The organism is Edaphobacter flagellatus (assembly GCF_025264665.1).
GTDB lineage: Bacteria > Acidobacteriota > Terriglobia > Terriglobales > Acidobacteriaceae > Edaphobacter > Edaphobacter flagellatus.
Genome location: NZ_CP073697.1, coordinates 574,004 through 594,537, shown reverse-complemented (window position 1 = coordinate 594,537; position 20,534 = coordinate 574,004). Strand labels below are relative to the sequence as shown.

At 58.0% G+C, this 20,534-nt stretch carries 16 protein-coding genes; 10 read left to right on the top strand and 6 right to left on the bottom strand.

Annotated elements, in window-relative coordinates; genetic code table 11:
* Positions 1-188 precede the first annotated feature (188 nt).
* From KFE13_RS02355 to KFE13_RS02345, 3 genes are all read left to right on the top strand, one after another.
* Positions 189-1,598, top strand: a complete 1,410-nt coding sequence (locus tag KFE13_RS02355; RefSeq protein WP_260705526.1) for an ATP-binding protein — start codon at positions 189-191, stop codon at positions 1,596-1,598.
* A complete protein-coding gene (locus KFE13_RS02350) occupies positions 1,591-2,253 on the top strand; it encodes a response regulator transcription factor (protein WP_260705525.1) in 663 nt (220 codons plus the stop codon). Before KFE13_RS02355 ends, KFE13_RS02350 begins: the two co-directional genes overlap by 8 nt.
* A gap of 74 nt (positions 2,254-2,327) precedes the next feature.
* Complete coding sequence (locus KFE13_RS02345) at positions 2,328-2,738, top strand: hypothetical protein (RefSeq protein ID WP_260705524.1); 411 nt, start codon at positions 2,328-2,330, stop codon at positions 2,736-2,738.
* Here KFE13_RS02345 and KFE13_RS02340 read toward each other — a convergent pair.
* Positions 2,735-3,688: a carbohydrate kinase family protein gene (locus KFE13_RS02340; RefSeq protein ID WP_260705523.1), complete on the bottom strand. Its 954-nt coding sequence runs from the start codon at positions 3,686-3,688 to the stop codon at positions 2,735-2,737. The genes KFE13_RS02345 and KFE13_RS02340 overlap by 4 nt on opposite strands.
* 95 nt (positions 3,689-3,783) lie before the next feature.
* On the opposite strand from KFE13_RS02340, the gene KFE13_RS02335 reads away from it, so the two are divergent.
* The gene (locus KFE13_RS02335) at positions 3,784-5,163 is read left to right on the top strand and encodes an FAD-containing oxidoreductase (RefSeq protein ID WP_260705521.1); all 1,380 of its coding nucleotides are present in this window, start codon (positions 3,784-3,786) and stop codon (positions 5,161-5,163) included.
* A 12-nt stretch (positions 5,164-5,175) separates the two neighbouring features.
* Here the strand turns inward: KFE13_RS02335 and KFE13_RS02330 are convergent, their stop codons facing one another.
* The 3 genes from KFE13_RS02330 to serS form a co-directional block, all read right to left on the bottom strand.
* Entirely contained in the window at positions 5,176-5,847 is a 672-nt protein-coding gene (locus KFE13_RS02330) for a LolA family protein (RefSeq protein WP_260705520.1), read from the bottom strand.
* Positions 5,848-5,914: 67 nt separating this feature from the next.
* Positions 5,915-6,307, bottom strand: a complete 393-nt coding sequence (locus KFE13_RS02325) for a hypothetical protein (RefSeq protein WP_260705519.1) — start codon at positions 6,305-6,307, stop codon at positions 5,915-5,917.
* A complete protein-coding gene (gene serS / locus KFE13_RS02320; protein WP_260705518.1) occupies positions 6,307-7,632 on the bottom strand; it encodes a serine--tRNA ligase in 1,326 nt (441 codons plus the stop codon). The genes KFE13_RS02325 and serS overlap by 1 nt, the downstream gene beginning before the upstream one ends.
* A 111-nt stretch (positions 7,633-7,743) precedes the next feature.
* Here serS and KFE13_RS02315 point away from each other — a divergent pair, with 111 nt between their 5' ends.
* The 6 genes from KFE13_RS02315 (at position 7,744) to KFE13_RS02290 (ending at position 16,440) form a co-directional block, all read left to right on the top strand.
* The gene (locus KFE13_RS02315) at positions 7,744-9,426 is read left to right on the top strand and encodes an alkaline phosphatase family protein (protein WP_260705517.1); all 1,683 of its coding nucleotides are present in this window, start codon (positions 7,744-7,746) and stop codon (positions 9,424-9,426) included.
* A 17-nt stretch (positions 9,427-9,443) separates the two neighbouring features.
* On the top strand, positions 9,444-10,346 hold the full coding sequence (locus KFE13_RS02310) for a dihydroorotate dehydrogenase (RefSeq protein WP_260706886.1): 903 nt from the start codon (positions 9,444-9,446) through the stop codon (positions 10,344-10,346).
* 284 nt (positions 10,347-10,630) lie between these two features.
* On the top strand, positions 10,631-12,247 hold the full coding sequence (purH, locus tag KFE13_RS02305; RefSeq protein ID WP_260705516.1) for a bifunctional phosphoribosylaminoimidazolecarboxamide formyltransferase/IMP cyclohydrolase: 1,617 nt from the start codon (positions 10,631-10,633) through the stop codon (positions 12,245-12,247).
* A 166-nt stretch (positions 12,248-12,413) separates the two neighbouring features.
* Positions 12,414-14,501, top strand: a complete 2,088-nt coding sequence (locus KFE13_RS02300; protein WP_260705515.1) for a tetratricopeptide repeat protein — start codon at positions 12,414-12,416, stop codon at positions 14,499-14,501.
* A gap of 90 nt (positions 14,502-14,591) precedes the next feature.
* The gene (gene dgt, locus KFE13_RS02295; protein WP_260705514.1) at positions 14,592-15,734 is read left to right on the top strand and encodes a dGTP triphosphohydrolase; all 1,143 of its coding nucleotides are present in this window, start codon (positions 14,592-14,594) and stop codon (positions 15,732-15,734) included.
* Positions 15,735-15,810: 76 nt separating this feature from the next.
* Positions 15,811-16,440 carry a DUF4126 domain-containing protein gene (locus KFE13_RS02290; protein WP_260705513.1) on the top strand — a complete coding sequence of 210 codons (630 nt, stop codon included), beginning with the start codon at positions 15,811-15,813 and terminating at the stop codon, positions 16,438-16,440.
* A 10-nt stretch (positions 16,441-16,450) separates the two neighbouring features.
* On the opposite strand, the gene KFE13_RS02285 is transcribed toward KFE13_RS02290, so the two are convergent.
* Complete coding sequence (locus tag KFE13_RS02285; protein WP_260705512.1) at positions 16,451-17,329, bottom strand: M23 family metallopeptidase; 879 nt, start codon at positions 17,327-17,329, stop codon at positions 16,451-16,453.
* A 352-nt stretch (positions 17,330-17,681) separates the two neighbouring features.
* On the bottom strand, positions 17,682-20,528 hold the full coding sequence (locus KFE13_RS02280) for a TonB-dependent receptor (protein WP_260705510.1): 2,847 nt from the start codon (positions 20,526-20,528) through the stop codon (positions 17,682-17,684).
* Positions 20,529-20,534: the final 6 nt, after the last annotated feature.

Genomic DNA, 20,534 nt, shown 5'->3' with positions numbered 1-20,534 from the left:
CAATGATCAGACATTATCAGTAGATAGATTAAAAGTCAGTAAGAAGGAATAATTCCTATCTTCGAGGCCAGAGAGGCTATCTTTCGGTCGAAATGTGTTGCCGGAGCGAGAGCGGGACTCTGCGTCCTACAACAATCTGACTATGATGGCGAGAGCGCGGCGGCCAGTCTTTTGTAAAGGTTTGTTGAATGCTTCGAATCGTATCCATATTTTCCAGGGCAAGCAGTAAAGGGTGGATTCTTCTTTTTTCAGCCCTGCTGATTGCTGCCATTGCGATGATCGACTGGCACGCAAGCGGCGAGCTTCCCCTGGGCTTTGTCTATCTGCTGCCCATGTTTCTGGTGGGACGCGTCCTGCGTCCGTGGCAGATTGCTGGAGTGGCTGTGCTCTGCACCTTTCTGGCAGAGATATTCGACCAGTTCTCATGGAACCTGCCGGTAGGACTTCCAAGGGATGTCCTCTATTTCGTTGCCTTTTTTTGTGTAGGACTCTTTGTGTATGAGGCGAACCGGAACCGGCAGATCGTCATCGGACATCTTCACGAGATTGAAAAACAGAGCGATGCCCGCCGCGAGGCCGAAGAACAACTGAAGGTTCTGGTGGAGAGCAGCCCGGCTGCGATCATCACCTCGGATTCCGCCGGCCATGTGCTGATGGCCAACGATGCCGCGCATCGTATGCTTGGCCTGGATGCAGGCCTGCTGCCAGGCCGTTCCATTCAGCGCTATTTCCCATCGCTCTCGAATGTCTCGCGCGGCGACACGAACCAGAAGATGTTTCGCGCTGTAATGCAGTCGCGAGGACAGCGGGAAGATGGAGAAGTTTTTCTCGCCGATATCTGTTTCTCAACCTATCGCACCGATGCTGGTTCGCGTCTGGCAGCGATGATTCTCGATATATCGGACGAACTTCGCACACGCGAAGAGGCGAGTCTGCACCAGATGATGGCGGGATCGCGCATCGCCGTGGGTGCCGTATCGCACGAGATTCGCAATGTTTGCGGAGCCATCGCTGTCGTCCATCAGAATCTCTCTCGCAACGAGCTTCTCGCGCAGAATAAAGATTTTGAGGCGCTGGGAAATCTCGTGCTCGCGCTGGAACGCATTGCTGCGATTGACACACGTCAGATACCCGATCAGGCGGCGGAAGTGGATCTCGTTTCCGTACTCGATGATCTAAGGATTGTCGTTGCTCCGTCCTTCAGCGAAGAAGGAATAGAGTGCACTTGGAGTCTGGAGCCCGACCTGCCTTTAGTGTGGGCCGACGCGGCGAACCTGATGCAGGTCTTTCTTAACCTGATTCGTAACAGTCTCCGTGCCTTGTCGCAGGTGCAGAGCAAAGTTCTGTCGATTTCCGCCAAACTGGAACATCATCGCGTGTTGCTCGAGTTTCTTGATAATGGTTGTGGTGTCGAGCATCCGGAGCGATTGTTTCATCCGTTTCAGGAGGGGGCACAGGCTACGGGACTTGGTCTTTATCTGTCTCGCGCTTTTATGCGATCGTTCGGCGGCGAGCTGCGCTATAAACCTGTCACCGGAGGCGCGTGTTTTGTTGTTGAGCTTACACCGGTGAATCAGGCGAGAAGGTTCGATGAGTAATCCAATCCGCATTCTCTTGATCGATGACCACACTCTTTTTCGAGAGAGCCTCGTGCGTCTTCTGGAGGTTGAGCCGGGCATCCAGGTTGCCGCACACGCCGCAACAATTGCAGATGCGCTGCGCTTATTGCAGGAAGCAGTCTTCGATGTACTTTTGCTCGACTACGATCTGGGGGAAGAGTTCGGAACGGAGCTGCTTCAAACGCTTCATCATCGCAAGAGCACAGTAAGAGTCTTGATGGTGACGGCGGGCATGCGAGACAGCGTGATGCTTGCTGCGCTCAACGCAGGCGCTGCCGGGATCATCTTCAAACACAGCGGCACAGGCCAGTTGGTCGAGGCGATCCGTAAGGTAGCCAAAGGCGAGATGTGGCTGGATACCGGGATTGTGAAGACGCTGATTGCCGGAACCACAGAAAAAGCGGAGCCAATACAGAACGTCCGCTCGCTGACAGAGCGACAACACCAGGTACTGCGCCATATTCTCGACGGACTTACCAACAAAGAAATCGCCGCCAGGCTGCAGGTCTCCGAGACTTCCGTGAAGGCCGTCATCCAGGAGTTGTTCGGCAAGGCCGGCGTAAGAACGCGAAGCCAGCTCGTTCGAGTCGCCATAGAAAAGTACTCCGCCGAATGGCTTAGAAGCGAAGTCTAAAGCTGTTGGACGATGAGATTCAGGCATGTCCGCGGGGGTTTTTTCGCACAGCAGGAAGAAGTACACTGCGAGGGATGGCTGCCTCCATGTACATCGTTGTTGAAGGCGAAGATCCCGGGTTCGACACCTTCGTGAATGGCCGGGCGTTGGCGCGGAACGAGGATTCTGTCGAAAAGCTTGCCTTGCGCCTGGGAGTGCGTCCTTTGATCGAGTTTTTTTCCGCAGACGAAAACTCGATGTCGTTGCTGATCGAAGAGGGAGCGGGTAATCGAGAGCTGCTGCAAAGGCTGCCGCCGCCGCAGTGGTATTCGGCCGATGAAGGACTGGCCACGGTGGAAGCCTTGATTATGGCGCTTGAAAACGAGCCGCAGCAGCTTGGCTCAGAGGGCGAGCAGATCTTCTCGGAGTTGATGGACTACCGCCGCGTGCTCAGGAAGACGCGTGAGCGCAATATGCGCTGGCATCTTGCCGTAAGCTGGCGCTAAAGCGTAACTGAGTTGGATGCAGCAAACTCCGAGGGGTAGTGGGTCCCGCTCTGAACCAGCTCTTCAATCTCGCGGACGCTCTTGATCCCGCCTCGTGCTCCGACGGTCGTACAGTTCAATGCCGCGGCTGCGCAAGCAAAATCGAGCTGCCGGTCCAGCGGCCAGCCCTGTAGCAATCCATAAATAAATCCGGCGTGGAAGATGTCACCTGCACCTGTCGTATCGGCAACCGGCACGCGATAGGCCGGAGCATGATGGATGTTTTTCCCATCCCATGCAAGAACACCCTCATGGCCAAGTGTCGCTGCCGTCAGGGTTGAGCCGAAGCGCGCCTGCATGCGCCGTAATGCCGTCTCCAGGTCCGCCTCGCCCGTAAGCCGGGTCGGAAAGTCGCGGCTGACGATGAGGTAATCGATCTTTTCAAGAAGCTGTTCGACGCCGGGATAGAGCTCATCCAGATCGGCGATGACAGGGATGCCTGCTTCGCGAGCCCACGTGGCTGCCAGCGTGGCAGCAGCAGTGTCCCATCCATCGACGTGCAGCGCGCGTGCGTTGACGATCCACTCGCGATTGAGGTCGCCCGGATGCAAGGAGAGCGCATCGTCGTGGCGATGCAGCACCGTGCGCTCGCCATCGCGATCCACAAGAATAAAAGACTGCTGGCTGGCACAGTTGGGAACGGTAAGCAGGTGCGCTTCGACGCCGGTTCGATTGAATTCGCTGCGATGCAGGTCCGAGGCGCTGTCGTCGCCGATCTTGCCGACGTAACGTGTACTCAGCCCCCACATCTGGCAGGCCACAACGGTCGAGGCGACTTGGCCGCCCGGTAGAATCTTCGCTGCGCCAAACTCGACCTTGGAGCCTGCGGTAGGGAAGTGAGGGAGGGGAATGACAGTGTCCGTGGCATTCAACCCGACGCCGACAAGGTCGACCTTCGACGGTTTTGTCATCTATTTATCGTAAATGAGATTGGCTTGCCTGTCGTAGCTTAGGAAGTCGGGATATTCTGGCCACTGCTCGACGAAAGCGCAAAAGCGAGGTCTGGATGGAGCATACATTCGATGCCATTGTTGTCGGGGCTGGGCAGGCTGGCCCGTCCCTCGTAGGTCGGCTCACCGATGCAGGCTGGAAGGTCGCCATGGTCGAGCGTAAGTTGTTCGGGGGCACCTGCGTCAACGCCGGATGTACCCCGACGAAGGCGATGGTGGCCAGCGCCTATGCCGCACGCGCAATCCAGCGAGCCGCGGAGTACGGGCTTCCTTCGCAGACACTGGGCAAGGTCGATCTGGCCCAGGTACGAAAGCGCAAAGACGCAATCGTGATGAAGTCCCGTACAGGGATCGAAAACTGGCTGGAAAACATGAAGGGATGTACGGTCTTCCGCGGTACAGCGCGCTTCATCGCGCCCGGGACGATGCAGGTGAATGACGATATCCTCCATGCGCCGAAGATATTTCTCAATGTCGGCGCCCGGCCGACGATTCCTGAACTGCCCGGGGTACACGAGGTGGAGCATCTGACCAGCACGACGATCCTCGACCTGGGCACCCTGCCGGAGCACCTGATCGTCGTTGGCGGCAGCTATGTCGGCCTGGAGTTCGCCCAGATGTTCCGGCGCTTCGGGGCCGAAGTGACCGTTGTCGAGCGTGCGCCCAAGCTGGTGAGCCACGAGGACGACGACGTCTCTGCAGAGATTCGGAAGATTCTTGAAGCCGAGGGAATCCGCGTGGAGACGGGCTCTGACTGCATTCGTCTGGCCCACAAGGACGGTCGTCCTGCGATCCACATGGACTGTGGAGGCGAGGGCCGCGAGATCGCCGGAAGCCACATCCTGCTCGCCATGGGGCGGACGCCGAATACGGACGATCTCGGCCTCGAAACCGTCGGTGTCGTACGCGACAAGCACGGCTTCATCCCTGTCAATGACACGCTGGAGACCAGTGCGAAAGGTGTATGGGCGATAGGCGATTGCAACGGTCGCGGAGCCTTCACCCACACCTCGTACAACGACTTTGAGATCGTCGCCGCCAACCTGCTCGATCACGAGCCACGCAAAGTCAGCGACAGGATTTCGGTCCACGGACTCTACATCGATCCTCCACTCGGGCAGGTCGGCATGACGGAGCGCGAAGTACGCGAGCGAGGCAAGCCTGCGCTGATGGGCCTTCGCCCCATGACAAAGGTGGGTCGCGCTGTTGAAAAGGGCGAGAGTCAGGGATTTATGAAGGTGTTAGTGGACGCCGAAACCAGCCAGATTCTCGGTGCGTCGATCCTCGGCGTCGGCGGAGACGAGGCCGTTCACTGCATCTTGACCGCGATGTATGCGAAGCAACCCTATACACTGCTCACGCATTCGGTGCACATTCACCCGACGGTGTCAGAGCTCATTCCTACAGTCTTTGAAGACTTGAAGCCGCTGACCTAGTTCAGTCAAAAACTACTTTTTGAACTGATACGGTTTGGCGTTGACCGGCTGGTTGTAGCGGATGTTGGTGTAGATCGCAGTGCGGTAGTCTCCCGAAGGCGTGAAAAACTGCTGCTTGAGCGAGATGGCGCGCGCCGGATCGATCCAGATAACGATGTGCGTAAACATGTTGCGCCCGTTGGCATCCTTCGACACCAGATCGAGCTTCGTCGTGGTGACCGTGTTGGCTCCGTCTGAGAGCTGCTCATTACCCAGGTCGGTGATGGTCCATGCCTTTGCCAGGTCGCTGCCGCTGCCGCCGAAGCCCAGCGTTAGCAAGCTCTCATACTGGGCCTTGTTCTGACCTGCGGCAAAGAGCTTCAGGTCGTGCGTCCCCGGATCGAAGAGGCTGAGCTTGCCATCCTTGTAAGCGACAAACTTCGCCTGCGGAGGCAGAACTTTGGCTCCCATCTCAAGCTTGGTGCCGTCTTTTTTGAAATAGATCGTGCCATGCTGCGTCGTCGTCTCTTTGACGACGCGCTCGTAGAAGTCCCATTGAAAGTCAGCTTCGGCGGTCTTGAACTTCGCGCTGCCCGCATCCATCTGGCGCAGCACCGCGTCGAGTTCGCCGGCCTTCACCTGCGCGGACGCTGCGAGGGGGCTGAGCAGATAAGCAAACAACAGGGTAAGAAAGGTCTTCTTCATTCGTATCGTTCCTCTCCGCACAGGTTAGATGCAGATGGTGCGGATGGGTTTGAATTCAAAATAGTGCTTACCGCGTGATCCATGCATTGTAGGCAATAACGTGCCCCTGAGCATCGCGAACCACCTCGTAGCGCTCTAACGTCACCTCGCCCGCGATGGGCTCAATAATGCGGATGATCGCCGCGCGCAGAGCAGAGTCCGTAGCATCGCCATCGACGGCCTTCTGGATATCGTCAGCACGAATCTGATACATAAAGCGGCTGGTGTCGCCATGTATGCCTGCCTCTTTGACCAGCACCTCCGACGAGTGCAGGGCGACCGTCTCGACCGGCCGGTCCTTGAAGTCGATAAAGCGCGGCCCGACGAAGAGAAAGAGAAGAATCAGTGAGACCATAATGTCGTACTGAATGCTGCCGCGTTCATAGGTCCACCAGAAGTAAGAGCTGAGTGTCTTGAGCATCAGGCATGCTCCTGTTTTGTGATAACCGTCTGGCCATTCATGTACGGAACCAGAGCCTCCGGAACGCGCACCGATCCATCGGCCTGCTGGTAGTTCTCCAGAATCGCCAGGTACGTGCGGCCCACAGCCAGGCCGGAGCCGTTAAGCGTATGCAGATACTCCGACTTCTTCGCCCCTGCCGGGCGATAACGGATATTCGCGCGCCGCGCCTGGAAGTCGAGGAAGTTGGAGCAGGAGCTGATCTCGCGATAAAGCCCCTGGCCCGGCAGCCAGACCTCAAGATCGTAGGTCTTCGAGGACGCAAACCCCATGTCGCCCGTGCACAGAAGCATGCGCCGGTAGGGAAGACCCAGCTTCTCTAGCACCGTCTCCGCATGACGCGTCAGCGCTTCGTGCTCCTCGTTCGACTTCGCCGGCGTCGTGAACTTTACCAGCTCAACCTTCTGGAACTGATGCTGGCGGATCATGCCACGCACGTCCTTGCCATAGCTGCCCGCCTCGGAGCGGAAGCACGGCGTATAAGCGCACCAGGAGACCGAAAGCTGACCCTCGTCCAGCGTCTCATCGCGAAGCAGATTCGTGACCGGCACCTCGGCCGTGGGAATCAGCCAGTGATCGCCGTCCTGTAGCTCACCCGGCGTATACGGCCCTTTATCGTCGCAATGAAAAAGATCTTCGGCGAACTTGGGCAGTTGGCCCGTGCCGAACAGCGACTTCGAATTGACCATGTAAGGCGGCAGCACCTCGGTATATCCATGCTCGCGCGTATGCAGGTCGAGCATGAAATTCGCCAGCGCCCGCTCCAGCCTGGCCCCCGCGCCGAAGTGAATGACGAAGCGTGAGCCGGAAACCTTGGCCGCTCGGTTGAAGTCCAGAATGTTCAACGCCTCGCCCAGCTCCCAGTGCGGCTTCGGCGTGAAATCAAACGCAGGCTTCGTGCCCCAGAGCTTCTCTTCGCGATTGCCATGCTCGTCCGTGCCCAAAGGAACATCGTCCTGCGGCAGATTCGGAATCGTCTGCAGGATGCCCTGCAGCCGCTCGTCGGCAAGCGTCGCGCGAGACTCCAGCGCTTCGACCTCGGCCTTCAGTGTGCGAGTCTCTTCCGTCTGGGCCGAAGCGTCCGCGCCCGACTTGCGAAGCCGTGCGATCTCTTCCGTGAGCTTGTTGCGGCGAGCCTTCAGCGTCTCTACCTGTGTAATAGCCTCGCGGCGTTCACGGTCAATTGCGCCGAAATCGCCCAGAGCAGCGGCTGGGTCCATGCCGCGGGCACGCAGTTTTTCCTCAACAACGGGCAGGTTTGCCCGGACAAATGCCAGATCGATCATTGTTTCTATTCTAGCGGTTTTGCCTTGGCCGGGCAGAGGGAGCGTATCGAGCACAAAAATGTAAGACTTTGTAAGGTTTGTAAGAATTGAAATGCAGGTACTCTAAAACAAATGCGCAGCCTTACTGCTCTTCTGCTTGTTATCGCTCTTGCTCTGCCCGGTGCGACTCCTGCTCGCGCCGATGCTTACCATGCCACGCCAAAGCTGGTTGTTGTGCTGGTGATCGATCAGTTCCGCGGCGATTATCTCGACCGTTACCGGGACGACTTCAAGACGCCGAACGGGTTCAATCTCTTCCTCAAAAAAGGCGCTCACTTTACAGACTGCTATTACGACTATGCCAACCTCGTAACTGCGGCTGGCCATTCGACCATCGGCACGGGCAGCTACACCGATGGACACAGAATCCCCATCAACGAATGGTGGGAGCGTGATGAAAACGGCAAGCTGGAGCTTGTCAGCTCCGTCAGCGATACGCGCTACAAGCTGGTGGGTGTGCCGGCCGGAGGCGAGGTTTCTCCCGGAGCCTCCCCGCATCGCGAAGCAGCTTCTACGCTCGGCGATGAGCTCAAGCTGGCAACGCAGGGCCGCGCCAAAGTCTTCGGTGTCTCCTTCAAGGACAGAGCTGCCATTCTGACCTCAGGCCATGCCACCAATGGTGCCTTCTGGACCGATCACGACTCCGGTGCCTTTATCTCATCCACCTACTGGATGTCCGAGCTTCCCGAGTGGGCGAAGGCCTTCAACGCAAGCGACGAGCGCTCCAAAGCCCGCGCTGCCGTAGGCGTGCCTTCAGGCAACTTCTATGAAGAGGTCGGCCAGAAACCGGCCGCCGTGCAGTACATGATGAACTTCGTCAAGGCTCTGGTGAAAAACGAGAACCTCGGCAAAGGCGCCGTAACCGACATGCTGACCATCTCGATCAGCAATACCGATATCCTCGGGCACAAGGTTGGGCCAGACTCTCCGCAGCAGCGCGCGATGATCGACGCCGTAGACATCTCCTTGAACGACTTCTTTACCTTCCTCGACAAACAGGTCGGCCTGCAGAACGTCATCGTGGCCTTGTCGGGCGACCACGGCGTCGCGCCTACGATGCAAGCAGCCAACGATGCGCAGATGCCCTCTGCAGCAATCAAGAGTGGTGCTCTCCTCAAGTCGCTGGAGACAGAGTTGGAAAAGAAGTGGCCTGCACCGAAAGAGAAGCTTGTTCTCGGCGGAGAATACCCCTATATCCAGTTGAACCAGAAAGCATTCGAATCGCTCCACGTCAGTGAGCTCGATGCTGAAGAAGCCGCGGCAGATGCGGTCAAGACTTTGCTGGCAAACGACGGAAGCCTCGCCGTGAAGCGCTCCAAAGCCGCTGTCCCCGCAGCACGCGAAGCCGATCCACTGGGTGAGCCGGTGATCTACCCCGTCGCCAAAATGCGCACCGGCGAGATCCCCAATACTGAGCTGGGCAATCGCATCCTGCACAGCTATTCGCCTTACGTCGGCTGGGCTATCTGGATGAACTTCGGTGCATTCCAGTTTCCAGGCGGTGAGACAGGTGCGACACACTATTCCTCCTTTGCCTACGACCGCCACGTCCCGCTCGACTTCTTCGGAGCGCCCTTTATTCCCGGGACCTACCACGATCGCGTCGCGCCGGTGGATATTGCTGCCACCTTTGCATCCATCCTTCGCATCAACCAGCCGTCCAGCATCGAAGGACATATCCTGACACAGGTGATGAAGCACGACACCAGCATCTCAGCCGTGCATGCCGCGTCCCAAAAAGAGGCCGTGAAGTGAGTTCATCCGCACCGGATATGCGCGTCAACGTTGCCGGAGTCGAGCTGCGCTCTCCAGTGATCGCCGCCAGCGGCACCTTTGGCTACGGCGTCGAGTTCGACGAGATCGTCTCGCTCGACCGCATCGGCGCCTTTGTCACCAAGGGTCTCTCGCGCGAGCCGATGCAGGGCAATCCCACCCCGCGAATCATCGAGACGGCGGCAGGCATGATGAATGCCATCGGCCTCCAGAACATGGGGGTGCGCGCCTTCGTCGAAGAAAAACTGCCGAAGCTCCGGCAGATGAAGGGAGCCGTCGTCATCGCCAACATCTTCGGCTATACCGTCGAAGACTGCCTTGAGGTCATCCACATCCTCAACGATGCCGAAGGCATCGCGATGTACGAGCTCAACGCGAGCTGCCCAAACACCAGCCACGGAGGCATCGCCTTCGGTGTTGACCCCGGACTGCTCAACGAGCTGGTCTCGCGCACCAGGGGAGCAGCGCATCGCCCGCTGATGGTGAAGCTCTCTCCCAACGTCACCAGCATCGCGCAGATGGCGCGCGTCGCTGCCGACGCAGGCGCCGATGCCGTCTCGCTCGTCAATACCTTCGTCTCGCTCGCCATCGACATCGAAACCCGGCGGCCCAGGATCGCCAACGTCACCGGCGGCCTCTCCGGCCCGGCCATCAAGCCGATCGCCGTACGCATGGTCTACGATGTAGCTCGCGCCGTAAAGATCCCCATCGTCGGTATGGGAGGAATCGTCCGCGCCGAAGACGCCATCGAGTTCATGATGGCAGGTGCAACCGCCGTGCAGGTTGGAACCGCAAGCTACGCCGACCCCCGCGCCGTTGAAAACATCGCCAACGGCATGCGCAAATGGTGCGCCTCGCATCATGTGGAGCACGTCAGCTCACTGACCGGCTCCATGGGCTGAACCGAACGTATCCATCCATCGATCGGATCGCTGCGTATCCCTGCGAATGTCATTCCGGGCGAGCCGAGGAGACCCGCATTTCTCTGCAGGATGCCGTAAGCAGAGAAAATCTGCAGACTTGACACATCCGCCCCCGAAAAGGGGGAGCCTTATTCTCCGATGTACCAGAAGAAAAACACAGTAAGCATCCAAATTACCCGTTTGAATGGAATACTTTGCGCAAAATAACCCAGGGAGGCGGCCCGCCGGACGCCGCCTGATTCAGGCAGCTTAGAATAGAGACAATGACTTCACATAGTGCTCCTGCCGCCGTCTCTGTCGATCTTCGCCCTGTTCGCCGTGCTCTGCTTTCCGTTACAGATAAAACCGGCCTCGTCGAGTTTGCCCGCGCACTCGCAGATCATGGAGTGGAGCTGGTTTCAACCGGCGGCACCGCGAAGGCCCTGCGCGACGCCGGCCTCACAGTCAAGGACATCTCCGACCTCACCGGTTTTCCCGAGATGCTCGACGGACGCGTAAAAACGCTGCATCCCAAGGTCCACGGCGGCATCCTGCACATGCGCGGCAACGCCGAGCACGTCGCCGCCGTTCAGTCGCACGGCATCGAACCCATCGACATGGTTGTGGTCAATCTCTATGCCTTCGAGAAGACCGCGCAGAAGCCCGGCGTCGCCTTCGCCGATGTCATCGAGAACATCGACATTGGCGGCCCTTCGATGGTGCGCTCAGCGGCGAAGAACTTCGAAGACGTCGCCATCGTGACATCAGTCGGTGAATATGAAGCGCTGGCCCACGAGCTGGACGCCAACAAAGGCAGCCTGAGCCGCGCCACACGCTGGAAGCTCGCCAAGCAGGCTTTTGCCGTCACTGCAGCCTATGACGCCGGAATCGCCTCTGCGCTCGAGAGCATCGAGGTTCCTTCCGGTGCGGCCATCTTCTCCAGCGAGCTTCCGCAGACCGTCCGCATCATCGACCCGCTCGCGCAGGTGCTGCGTTACGGCGAAAACCCGCACCAGAAGGCCGCGCTCTACGTCGACGGCAGTGGCAAGGGAGTCGCCGCCGCCGAACAGCTTCAAGGCAAGGAATTGAGCTACAACAATCTGGTCGACCTCGATGCCTGCTGGGAGCTGGTGTGCGAGTTCGACGCCGCCGCCGAAGCCGCCGTCGCTATCATCAAGCACACCAATCCCTGTGGCGCATCGACCGGCGCCACTGTGCTCGAAGCCTACAAGCGCGCCCTCGAAGCAGATCCCGTCTCCGCATTCGGCGGAGTCATCGGCATCAATCGCGAGGTGGACGGAGCTGCCGCCGAAGAGATCGCAAAGCTTTTCGTCGAGGCCATCGTCGCTCCTGGCTTTACGAAGGAGGCACTGGAGCGTTTTGCCGCCAAAAAGAATTTGCGCCTCGTGAAGATCACGCCCGCAGAAACCCCGCGCGTTATCAAACAGGTTTCCGGCGGCCTGCTGGTGCAGGATGCCGACCGTCTCCGCATTACCGAGGCCGAGCTGAAGGCCGTCACTGACCGTAAGCCTACGCCCGAGGAGATGCGGGCGCTTCTGTTTGCCTGGCGGGTCTGCAAGCATGTCAAATCCAACGCGATCGTCTACGCCCGCTACTCCGACGGCCACGGGCAGACGGTCGGAATCGGTGCCGGGCAGATGAGCCGTGTCGATGCTGCACGCTTTGGTGCGATGAAGGCCGTGCTGCCCCTCGCCGGAACCGTCGCCGCCTCGGACGCCTTCTTCCCCTTCCCGGATGGTCTTGAAACCATTGCTGCTGCCGGAGCCACGGCTGTCATCCAGCCCGGAGGGTCGGTGAAAGACGCCGACGTGATCGCCGCAGCTAATCGTCTCGGTGTAGCTATGGTGCTTACGGGGGTCCGTCATTTCCGTCACGGCTGAGGAAAAGATGGATATAATCACGGCCAAGCCATCGATGATCCGGGCTCCCAGGCGACAGTTGCAGCCAATCGGGGCCTCCGGACGTCTAAATGGAAGGATTTGCCTTATCGGGCCGGTCTTTTTTTGATTGAAGTCGCTGGCTATCGGCGGCACAGGAAGTTTATAGATGAGTCCATTGTTGCGTGCCTCCACTCTCCGGTCCTTTTCGGCAGCGGCTTTTCTGGCTGCAATCTCGATGTCTGCGCAGACGGTAACGACGACTCCGGCTGCAACCGGCTCTGAAGCAGCCTCGGTCGATCGCTCCGCTGCGTATTATCACTACGGCCTCGCCCACATGTATGAAGACATGGCGGTTAACGCCGGTCGGCCAGACTATGCCTCTCAAGCTGTAGAAGAGTACAAGCTGGCGCTCGATGCCGACCCGAACTCGACCCTGCTGCAGGATGGCCTGGCCGAGCTTTACTTCAAGATCGGGCGCATCCGCGAGGCCGTCACTGCCGCGCAGGATCAGGTCAAGCGGAACCCGAATGATATCGCTGCACACGAGCTGCTTGGCAAGGTTTACCTGCGTTCGATCGGCGATATGCAGAGCCAGCAGTCCGCGCAGATGCTGAAGCTTGCCATCGCGGAGTACGAGAAGCTCGCCGAGCTGAAGCCCGATGACGTCGAGACGCGCCTGCTGCTCGGCCAGCTTTACGGCCTCAATCACGACTCGGCTAAAGCAGAATCGCAGTTCAAGTCGGCGCAGAAGATTGACGGTGGCTCCGAGGACGTTGTCCTCAACATGTATCGCCTCTACACCGAGCAGGGGGACTACCAGCGCGCAGCCGAAGTGCTGCAGTCCATTCCCGCCGATGACCGGAGCTCGCGCATCGATTTCGCGCTTGGCGCGACCTACGATCAGCTTCACAAGCCGAAAGAGGCAATCGCAGCGTACCGCCGTGCGCTCGACGACGATCCCGACAACATGGATACCGAGCGTGGTCTCGCGAACGCTCTCTTGCAGGACGGTCAGTTGGACGAGGCGTTGAAGACATTCAACACCATCGTTGCCGCTGAGCCTCAGGATGCGCAGTCGCAGATCCGGATCGCCGATATTCAACGCCAGCAGGGCCACTATGATCAGGCGCTGGCCACGCTCAAGAAGGCAAAGCCTCTCGCGCAGGACTCCGTTGAGCTGAACTACAACGAGGCGCTCGTTTACGATTCGCTCGGCCGTTACGACGATGCCGTCAGCACGCTCAAAACGCTGATCGATGGAACCGCGCACCCTGACGGCAAGTACACCGAGCAGGAGAAGGGAAACCGGTCGATCTTCCTCGACCGCTTAGGCATTGTCTACAAGGAACAGAACAAGACTGCCGAGGCCGTCAACGTCTACAAGCAGATGGCCGCTATGGGCGGCGACTACGCCAAGAACGGCTACCAGGGACAGATCGACGCTTACCGCGACGCGCATCAGTGGAAGGAAGCCACAGCCGTAGCCGCCGAGGCAGCCAAAACATTGCCCAAAGATGCAGGCGTGCAGCTGATGTACGCTGGTCAGCTTGCCGATACAGGAGATCCGGAGCAGGGCATTGCTCTCGCCAAGGCGCAACTCTCCGCCGCGGGCAATACGCCGGCAGATCGCGAAGCCCATCTCGCACTCGCCAATATCTACGTCCGTCTGCGTAAGTGGGCAGATGCCAATACGGAGCTGACGGCTGCCGAGGCACTCTCCAACCGCCCCGAAGAGAAGCTTTACGTCTACTTCCTGCGCGGAACGCTTGCCGACCGCCAGAAGCAGTACGACGCAGCCGAGGCACAGTTCCGCCGCGCGCTGGCCATCGATCCCCAGAACGCTACGATTCTCAACTATCTCGGCTACATGCTTGCCGATCGCGGCGTCCGTCTCAGCGAAGCGCTGACGATGATCCGCAAGGCCGTCGATCTCGACCCGCAGAACTACGCGTATCTCGATTCGCTCGGCTGGGCTTACTACAAGACCGGCCAGTACGCACTTGCCGAAGAGAACATCCGCAAGGCCATCGAGCGTAATGGCAGCGACCCGACGATTCATGATCATTTGGGCGAAATCTACGAAAAAACCGGCAAGCTCAAGCTCGCGGTCGCACAGTGGGAGCGCTCGCTCAATGAATACGCGCGTTCGCTTCCCGCAGACGCCGATCCCGAAGACGTTGCCAAGGTGCAGCACAAGCTCGACAATGCACGTGTCAAGCTCTCCAGGCTGAATACATCGCAACAGGTCAAGTAATAACTCCAATGCAGAAGGCATGCTCTATCAAGGGCATGCCTTCTGCATTGAAGCCCTCCTGAATCGAATCCGTTACACTCAATTCTGGGTATGAGTGATGATCTGCGACGCTGTGCTGTCTCCGGGGATGCGAACGACCCGCTGACGACTCGCGTCTATCCTGCGCCTCCTCGTTCCGGACGCACAGCATTTCAGCGAGACCGCGAACGTATCGTTCAATCCCGCGCCTTCCGCCGTCTCGCCGGCAAGACCCAGGTCTTCACCAGCCGCTCTTCCGATCACTTTCGCAGCCGCCTGACGCACACGATTGAGGTCGCCGAAATCTCCCGCACCGTTGCCTCCACGCTCGGACTCAACGAGAACCTCGCCGAGACGCTGGCTCTCGTTCACGACATCGGCCACCCGCCTTTTGGCCATGCAGGCGAGCGAGCACTCGATCGCTGCCTCCGCCATCACGGCAGCAGCTTCGACCACAATCTGCACGCGCTTCGTATCGTCGAGCACTTCGAGCAACGCTACGCCGCGCATCGGGGACTCAATCTCACCCTCGGCGTGCGCGAAGGCATCATCAAGCACTCGCGCGACTACAAGGTTGCCAACCATCCCGAGCTCGCCGAGTATTTCCTCGATCAGCGTCCTCCGCTTGAAGCGCAACTCATCGACCTAGCCGACGAGATCGCCTACCTCACCGCCGATCTCGATGACGGCGTTGAATCCGGCCTGCTTGAGATCGGTCACATCCGCGAAAATGTCACCATCCTCGGCCGTTGTTATCGCACCGTCGAGGAGCGCCACACCGGTGTCGAAGAGAAGTATCTCTTTCATGAAGCGCTGCAATTGATGCAGAACGTCTTCACCGACGACCTCATCTTCAACACGCTGACGAATGCGCGTGCCATCGGGGCCCGGTCGCTCGAAGACATTCGCAGGCATCCAGCGCGCCTCGCGCATTTTTCTCCGCAGGCAGAATCCGAACGCCTCGAAGAAAAGCGGTATCTCTACGACACGCTTTACACCTGTGACCATCTGGAGCGCGAGCACAACAAGGCCGAAGAGGTCGTAACCGCGCTCTTCAACTTCTGGGTCAATTACCCCGAAGAGCTGCCGCAGAGCTACATCGAAGAGATTGAAACAGAAGGCCTCGCCCGAGTCGTCGCCGACTACATCGCCGGCATGACCGATAGCTTCATCCTCGAGCAGTACGCGCATGTGAAGCGGGCCATCCGCCGCTGAAGCACTTGCATCTCAGTTGTGGGCCCCAACGCTTTCCGGAGGACCATTCCATCCGGCGGGAGTAGAATTCCACCCCATGAGCTTTTCTCCAGCAAATATCGCGGCTCTGATCATCGCGGCCAGTTTTGCCGGCGGCCTCAACATCTATGCCACCGTCCTCACCCTCGGCATTCTTGCGCGGACGCACTGGGTTGCTTTGCCGCCCGGACTCGACGGCTTAGGCAGCACCTGGGTCCTCGTCACCTGCGGTCTTCTCTTCGCGCTTGAATTTGTCGCCGACAAGATTCCCGGCTTCGACATGATCTGGAACGGGCTGCAGACCATTGTGCGCATTCCGGTCGCTGGCCTGGTTGCTTATCATGCCAGCTCGCAGCTCTCTCCGCAGATGCAGTTGCTTGCCACAGGCCTCGGAGCAGCCATCGCGCTTGTTGCGCACGGATCGAAGACCGCCGTACGCGCGGCCGTGACGCCCAGTCCCGAGCCGATTTCGAATATTGCTCTCAGCACAACCGAAGATGCGTTGGCGATTGGCATAACTTGGTTTGCCACGCATCATCCCATCGTCGCTGCGTCATTCGCTGTAGCGCTTCTGGTCGTAGCTATCTTCGCCGCGCGGGCTCTCCTGCGCGCTATTCAGAAGCCGCTGCGCAAACTCTTCCGCCCCGATCTTGAGGAGCAGGCAGTATCGCAAAAGCCTTCATCCTGAAGCAGCAAGACTACGGCGTCACCGGCAGGTCGAGCTTGAACAGCTTGGCTGCGTCCAGGTAGGCTCCGTCCCAGCGCACGCCGAGATGCAGATGCGGCCCCGTAGCTCGCCCGGTTCCTCCGCTTATGGCAACGACCTGTCCTCGCTTCACAAGTTCGCCTTCCTTCACCTTGAAGCGAGACAGGTGCATGTAAAGCGTCATCAGTCCCTGGCCGTGATCGATGATCACGCAGCCTCCTTCAAAGTAAAGTGGCCTCGCCAGCACAACCCTGCCTGCGTTGACCGCCATCACCGGCGTGCCGGTCTTTGCACGATAGTCCAGACCGCGATGCACGCTTGCCAGCTTCCCATTGAAAACGCGCCGCGTGCCGAATGAGTCCGTGCTTGGGGCTGTGTGCAGCGGAGGACTGAAGCGCCCGGACCACAGCGGGCGCGGAGCCGTTGAAGCGAACACCTTGTCCTTCAGCGTTTTGTCTGCGGCGATCTGCTTCTGCGCCGTCGCATCCGGTTCAACAAACTTTTCCGGCACCGTCAAAGGGATCTGTTTATAAGGTGCTTCCGCCACTGCCACACGACGCTGTATCGTTCGCTTCGAACCGTCTGCAGACGTCACTTCGATCGTGAGTGGATAACTCCCCGGCGCCACCTCAATGTCGACTCCGGCCAGCGCATACCACTCTCCCTTCGGCTTATGAAAGAAGGCCAACGTATGCCCGAACCATTCACCCGTAACCGCGGTTGCACCAGGAGCCTCAACCGTGAAAAGACAGGGCGAGCCGTTGGCGAGCGAAGAGGGAAGCCACGAAACCGGCTGGCTCTCCTGCGCCTGCGCGCATATCAGGCTGGGTAGAAAAAACGCAAGGTAGAGCAGACGCAAAACGAATCGCATAAAACGACTATAGAGAAATGTCGGAACCATACCCGCTAATCAAAAGAACCTGTGCCTTTCGAGTGACTTCGAACGAGAACCCCGCAAAATTCGCAGTAAAAACGCATGTCAAGCCCCGAAATGATGCAAATGCCACATTCTGAAAGAGATCGAGAGTGCCGATAAGTTATCTCCCTGTTGCTAAACTTTAAATAGAGCCAACAGAAAAGCCCCGAGTGATGCTGGGGCTTTCTCCTTTGGAATCAATATTTTTAGGGTTAAATAGTTTATTTTCAATATTTTGCCTTGTGCAAATCGCGCAAGTTGCTATAGCTAAAAGAGTTGTTGAATCCACCCCCGGGGGAGGGGGTGGTCAATAGCTGAGTCGTAATGCAAGCTGCACCTGCCTCGAATCGCCGACCGCCGTTGCCTGTCCGAACGAAGCCGATGGCGAAGAAGGATACGCTCCTGTGCCAAACGTCCCATTTGGTATCAGATCGTTGCGATGGTTAAGTGCGTTGAATGCCTCGGCGATTCCCTCGAGCTTGAAGCGTTCGCCAAAACGAATCGTTCGGCTCAGCCGGGTATTGAGCGTAAAGGAGTCGAAACCGATTCCAGTATTGCGGCCGATGATGGTTCCCGGCAAAACCTGTGTGCAGACACTGATTCCAGGGACGCAAGGACGCATCGTCGTTCCCTGAATGCTGTTGGCGCCGGTCGTTATGTTGAAGGGCAGCGCAGAGTAGTATTGCAACGTCCCGCTCAGCAGCAGGCCATTCTTCAACTTGTTCCAGATGCCGGTGGATGCGTCCATGGAGGTATGCACAACACCCGAGAAGACGACGCGGTGACGCTGATCGTCATCGGATCGTCCGCGGTCCTGCGCAATGTTGTAATTGTTCACAGGCGAACTGAAGAAGAATTCGCCGACATCGTTGATCGACTTCGACCACGTATAAGCGATGCGATAGCTGCCCCAGCGCGACGGACGCTGAACAAAAGAAGCCGAGAGCCCATCATAGTAGGAGTCGGCCGCTCCCTGGTACTGTTTGTTGTTGCCGTATGTCGCATTGGGACGGCATCCATTGTTATTGCCGCTCGCGACGCACGTTGGCGTATTCAGATTGACGGATGCAATCAGCTTGAGCCCGCGCACGTGCTGATAACTCAGACTGAAACTGCTCTGCTTGGAGAGCTGCTGCTCCACCTGCAGCGAAGCCTGCTCTGCATATGCATTTTGTATATGAGGATCCATCGTGGTGAAGTTGACCAGCGCTCCTGCCGGAAGACTATTCAGCGTATTTGGAAAGGCTGGCGCTCCCGCCTGTGTAGGCGAAACGTTGACGGTAACAAAGGTGGAACTGTTAATGCTCGTTGTATTGCCGCTCGATTGCAGCGCATTCGATAGCGCGCGCAGCGGGACTCGGTCGTAGAACAGGCCAAAGCTGCCACGAACGATCGTCTGGTCGTTCTGGAATGGTGACCACGCAAATCCAATGCGCGGAGAGATATTGTTGGCATCGGTTGTAATCGACTTCAGAAACTGAAGGTCATAACGCAAACCGGCATTGAGCGTAAACGAAGGAGACAATCTCCATTCATCCTGCATGTAAATGCCAAGATTCGGATTTCCCTGTTTCACAATAGGATTGCCAAACGATTGTGTGAAGCCCGAAGCGTTGTAGGTTCCAGCGAGGAAATTCGCCAGCGAAGAGAACGAGTAGCTTCCACGAGCCGATTGCGGAAACGTAATCTTCAAGTCGTTATAAAGAAAATCGCCGCCCGCCCGGAGCGAGTGCGAACCTGCCTGATGCGCGACGTTGTCCACAATCTCAAAAAGATTGTTGACGCGTCCCTGCGGAGAACCGGAGAGTGTTCCGAACGATGCAACTCCCGAAATGCTGACCGCGGGACCGATCGGGTCGTTTGGCGGAGCAGCCAGATTACTGTGCGTGTACTGGCCTCGCGTCTCATTCACCGTCTTTGCGCTGAGAATAGCAATGTTACTGACGGCAATCGAATGGTCCGTGTCATGCAGCGCAGTTGCTCCTGTAATGGCGCTCAGGGCGCCCGCTCCGCGAGAGTTGTCCGCTGCTACCGTATACAGATTGTAGTGAATGTTGAACTCGTCGCGTGGGCTGAATCGATGGTCCAGACGGCCAAATGCATTGTGCGTACGAACTGGATTCGGATAGATTCCAGTTGCAATCTGCGGGCCTGGATATCCGATGCTCTTCAGGCGCGCGTTGATCTGCGCAATGCTGGTGGGAGCAATCGTTACCACTCCGTTCTGGTTGAGCTGCTTGCCTTCATAGTTCCCAAACAGAAAAGTGCGTTTGTGAATCGCCGGGCCACCGGCGCTGACGCCATATTGTGCCTGCGTGAGCGGCAGAGTACTTTGCGAAAGCGCATTTGCCGCGTTCAATCGCTGGTTACGTAGAAAGCCATATAAGCTGCCGTGCCACTCATCGGTTCCGCTGCGCGTTACTGCGTTGATATATCCGCCGAGTGCACGTCCGAACTCCGCCTGTCCGCCTGACGTAACGACCTGTAGCTCGCGGATCGTATCAAGGCCATAGAAGGTTCCTGTAAGCCCAGCAGCATCATCATTCGCAGAAAGGCCATCGACAACAAAGTTATTCGAGAAATTTCTCTGGCTGTTGATCGAGTAGCCCTGACCAGGCACAGCCGATGTCTCAGCAAAAAGCTGCGTGCTTGCCGTATTCGTCGGGGAGACTCCAGGAGTCAGCAACGCGAGATCCAGGAAATTGCGCCCAAGGAGCGAAAGATTTTGAACCTCGTTTTGCGAGATCGTTTCAGCAATCTGGCTGCGGTTCGCTTCCAGGATCGGAGCGGATCCATTAACGCTGATGCTTGTTTGTGCTGTGGGCAGAGAAAGTACAACCGGAAGCTGGAAATCGGCCCCAACAGTCAGTGTGACTTCGCGCTGTGCAATCGCAAAATCGGTGCTGGAGATGCTGACCCGATACGAACCCACGTAGAGGTAAGGGAAGCGGAAACGTCCTTCGGCATCCGTCGTAGCAGTGTAGGGAAGGTTGGTTGCAAGCTGGGTTGCGGTAACCGAAGCGTGGGCGACGACACGGCCTTGGGGGTCGATTACCCGGCCACTCAGCGAAGCATTGTTGACGGTTTGTTGTGCTCTTACAGCAGGCGGCAATAAAACTGCAGCACCTAGGCAAAGCGAAAGTAGGCGTTTCAAGGCTTC

Bases quoted from the DNA above. Each gene is read 5' to 3' on its own strand.
- KFE13_RS02330 (WP_260705520.1), bottom strand. From the start codon at position 5,847: ATGAAGAAGACCTTTCTTACCCTGTTGTTTGCTTATCTGCTCAGCCCC.
- KFE13_RS02315 (WP_260705517.1), top strand. From the start codon at position 7,744: ATGCGCAGCCTTACTGCTCTTCTGCTTGTTATCGCTCTTGCTCTGCCC.
- KFE13_RS02300 (WP_260705515.1), top strand. From the start codon at position 12,414: ATGAGTCCATTGTTGCGTGCCTCCACTCTCCGGTCCTTTTCGGCAGCG.
- KFE13_RS02350 (WP_260705525.1), top strand. From the start codon at position 1,591: ATGAGTAATCCAATCCGCATTCTCTTGATCGATGACCACACTCTTTTT.
- purH (WP_260705516.1), top strand. From the start codon at position 10,631: ATGACTTCACATAGTGCTCCTGCCGCCGTCTCTGTCGATCTTCGCCCT.
- KFE13_RS02335 (WP_260705521.1), top strand. From the start codon at position 3,784: ATGGAGCATACATTCGATGCCATTGTTGTCGGGGCTGGGCAGGCTGGC.
- dgt (WP_260705514.1), top strand. From the start codon at position 14,592: ATGAGTGATGATCTGCGACGCTGTGCTGTCTCCGGGGATGCGAACGAC.
- KFE13_RS02290 (WP_260705513.1), top strand. From the start codon at position 15,811: ATGAGCTTTTCTCCAGCAAATATCGCGGCTCTGATCATCGCGGCCAGT.
- KFE13_RS02325 (WP_260705519.1), bottom strand. From the start codon at position 6,307: ATGCTCAAGACACTCAGCTCTTACTTCTGGTGGACCTATGAACGCGGC.
- serS (WP_260705518.1), bottom strand. From the start codon at position 7,632: ATGATCGATCTGGCATTTGTCCGGGCAAACCTGCCCGTTGTTGAGGAA.
- KFE13_RS02285 (WP_260705512.1), bottom strand. From the start codon at position 17,329: ATGCGATTCGTTTTGCGTCTGCTCTACCTTGCGTTTTTTCTACCCAGC.
- KFE13_RS02340 (WP_260705523.1), bottom strand. From the start codon at position 3,688: ATGACAAAACCGTCGAAGGTCGACCTTGTCGGCGTCGGGTTGAATGCC.
- KFE13_RS02355 (WP_260705526.1), top strand. From the start codon at position 189: ATGCTTCGAATCGTATCCATATTTTCCAGGGCAAGCAGTAAAGGGTGG.
- KFE13_RS02345 (WP_260705524.1), top strand. From the start codon at position 2,328: ATGGCTGCCTCCATGTACATCGTTGTTGAAGGCGAAGATCCCGGGTTC.
- KFE13_RS02310 (WP_260706886.1), top strand. From the start codon at position 9,444: ATGCGCGTCAACGTTGCCGGAGTCGAGCTGCGCTCTCCAGTGATCGCC.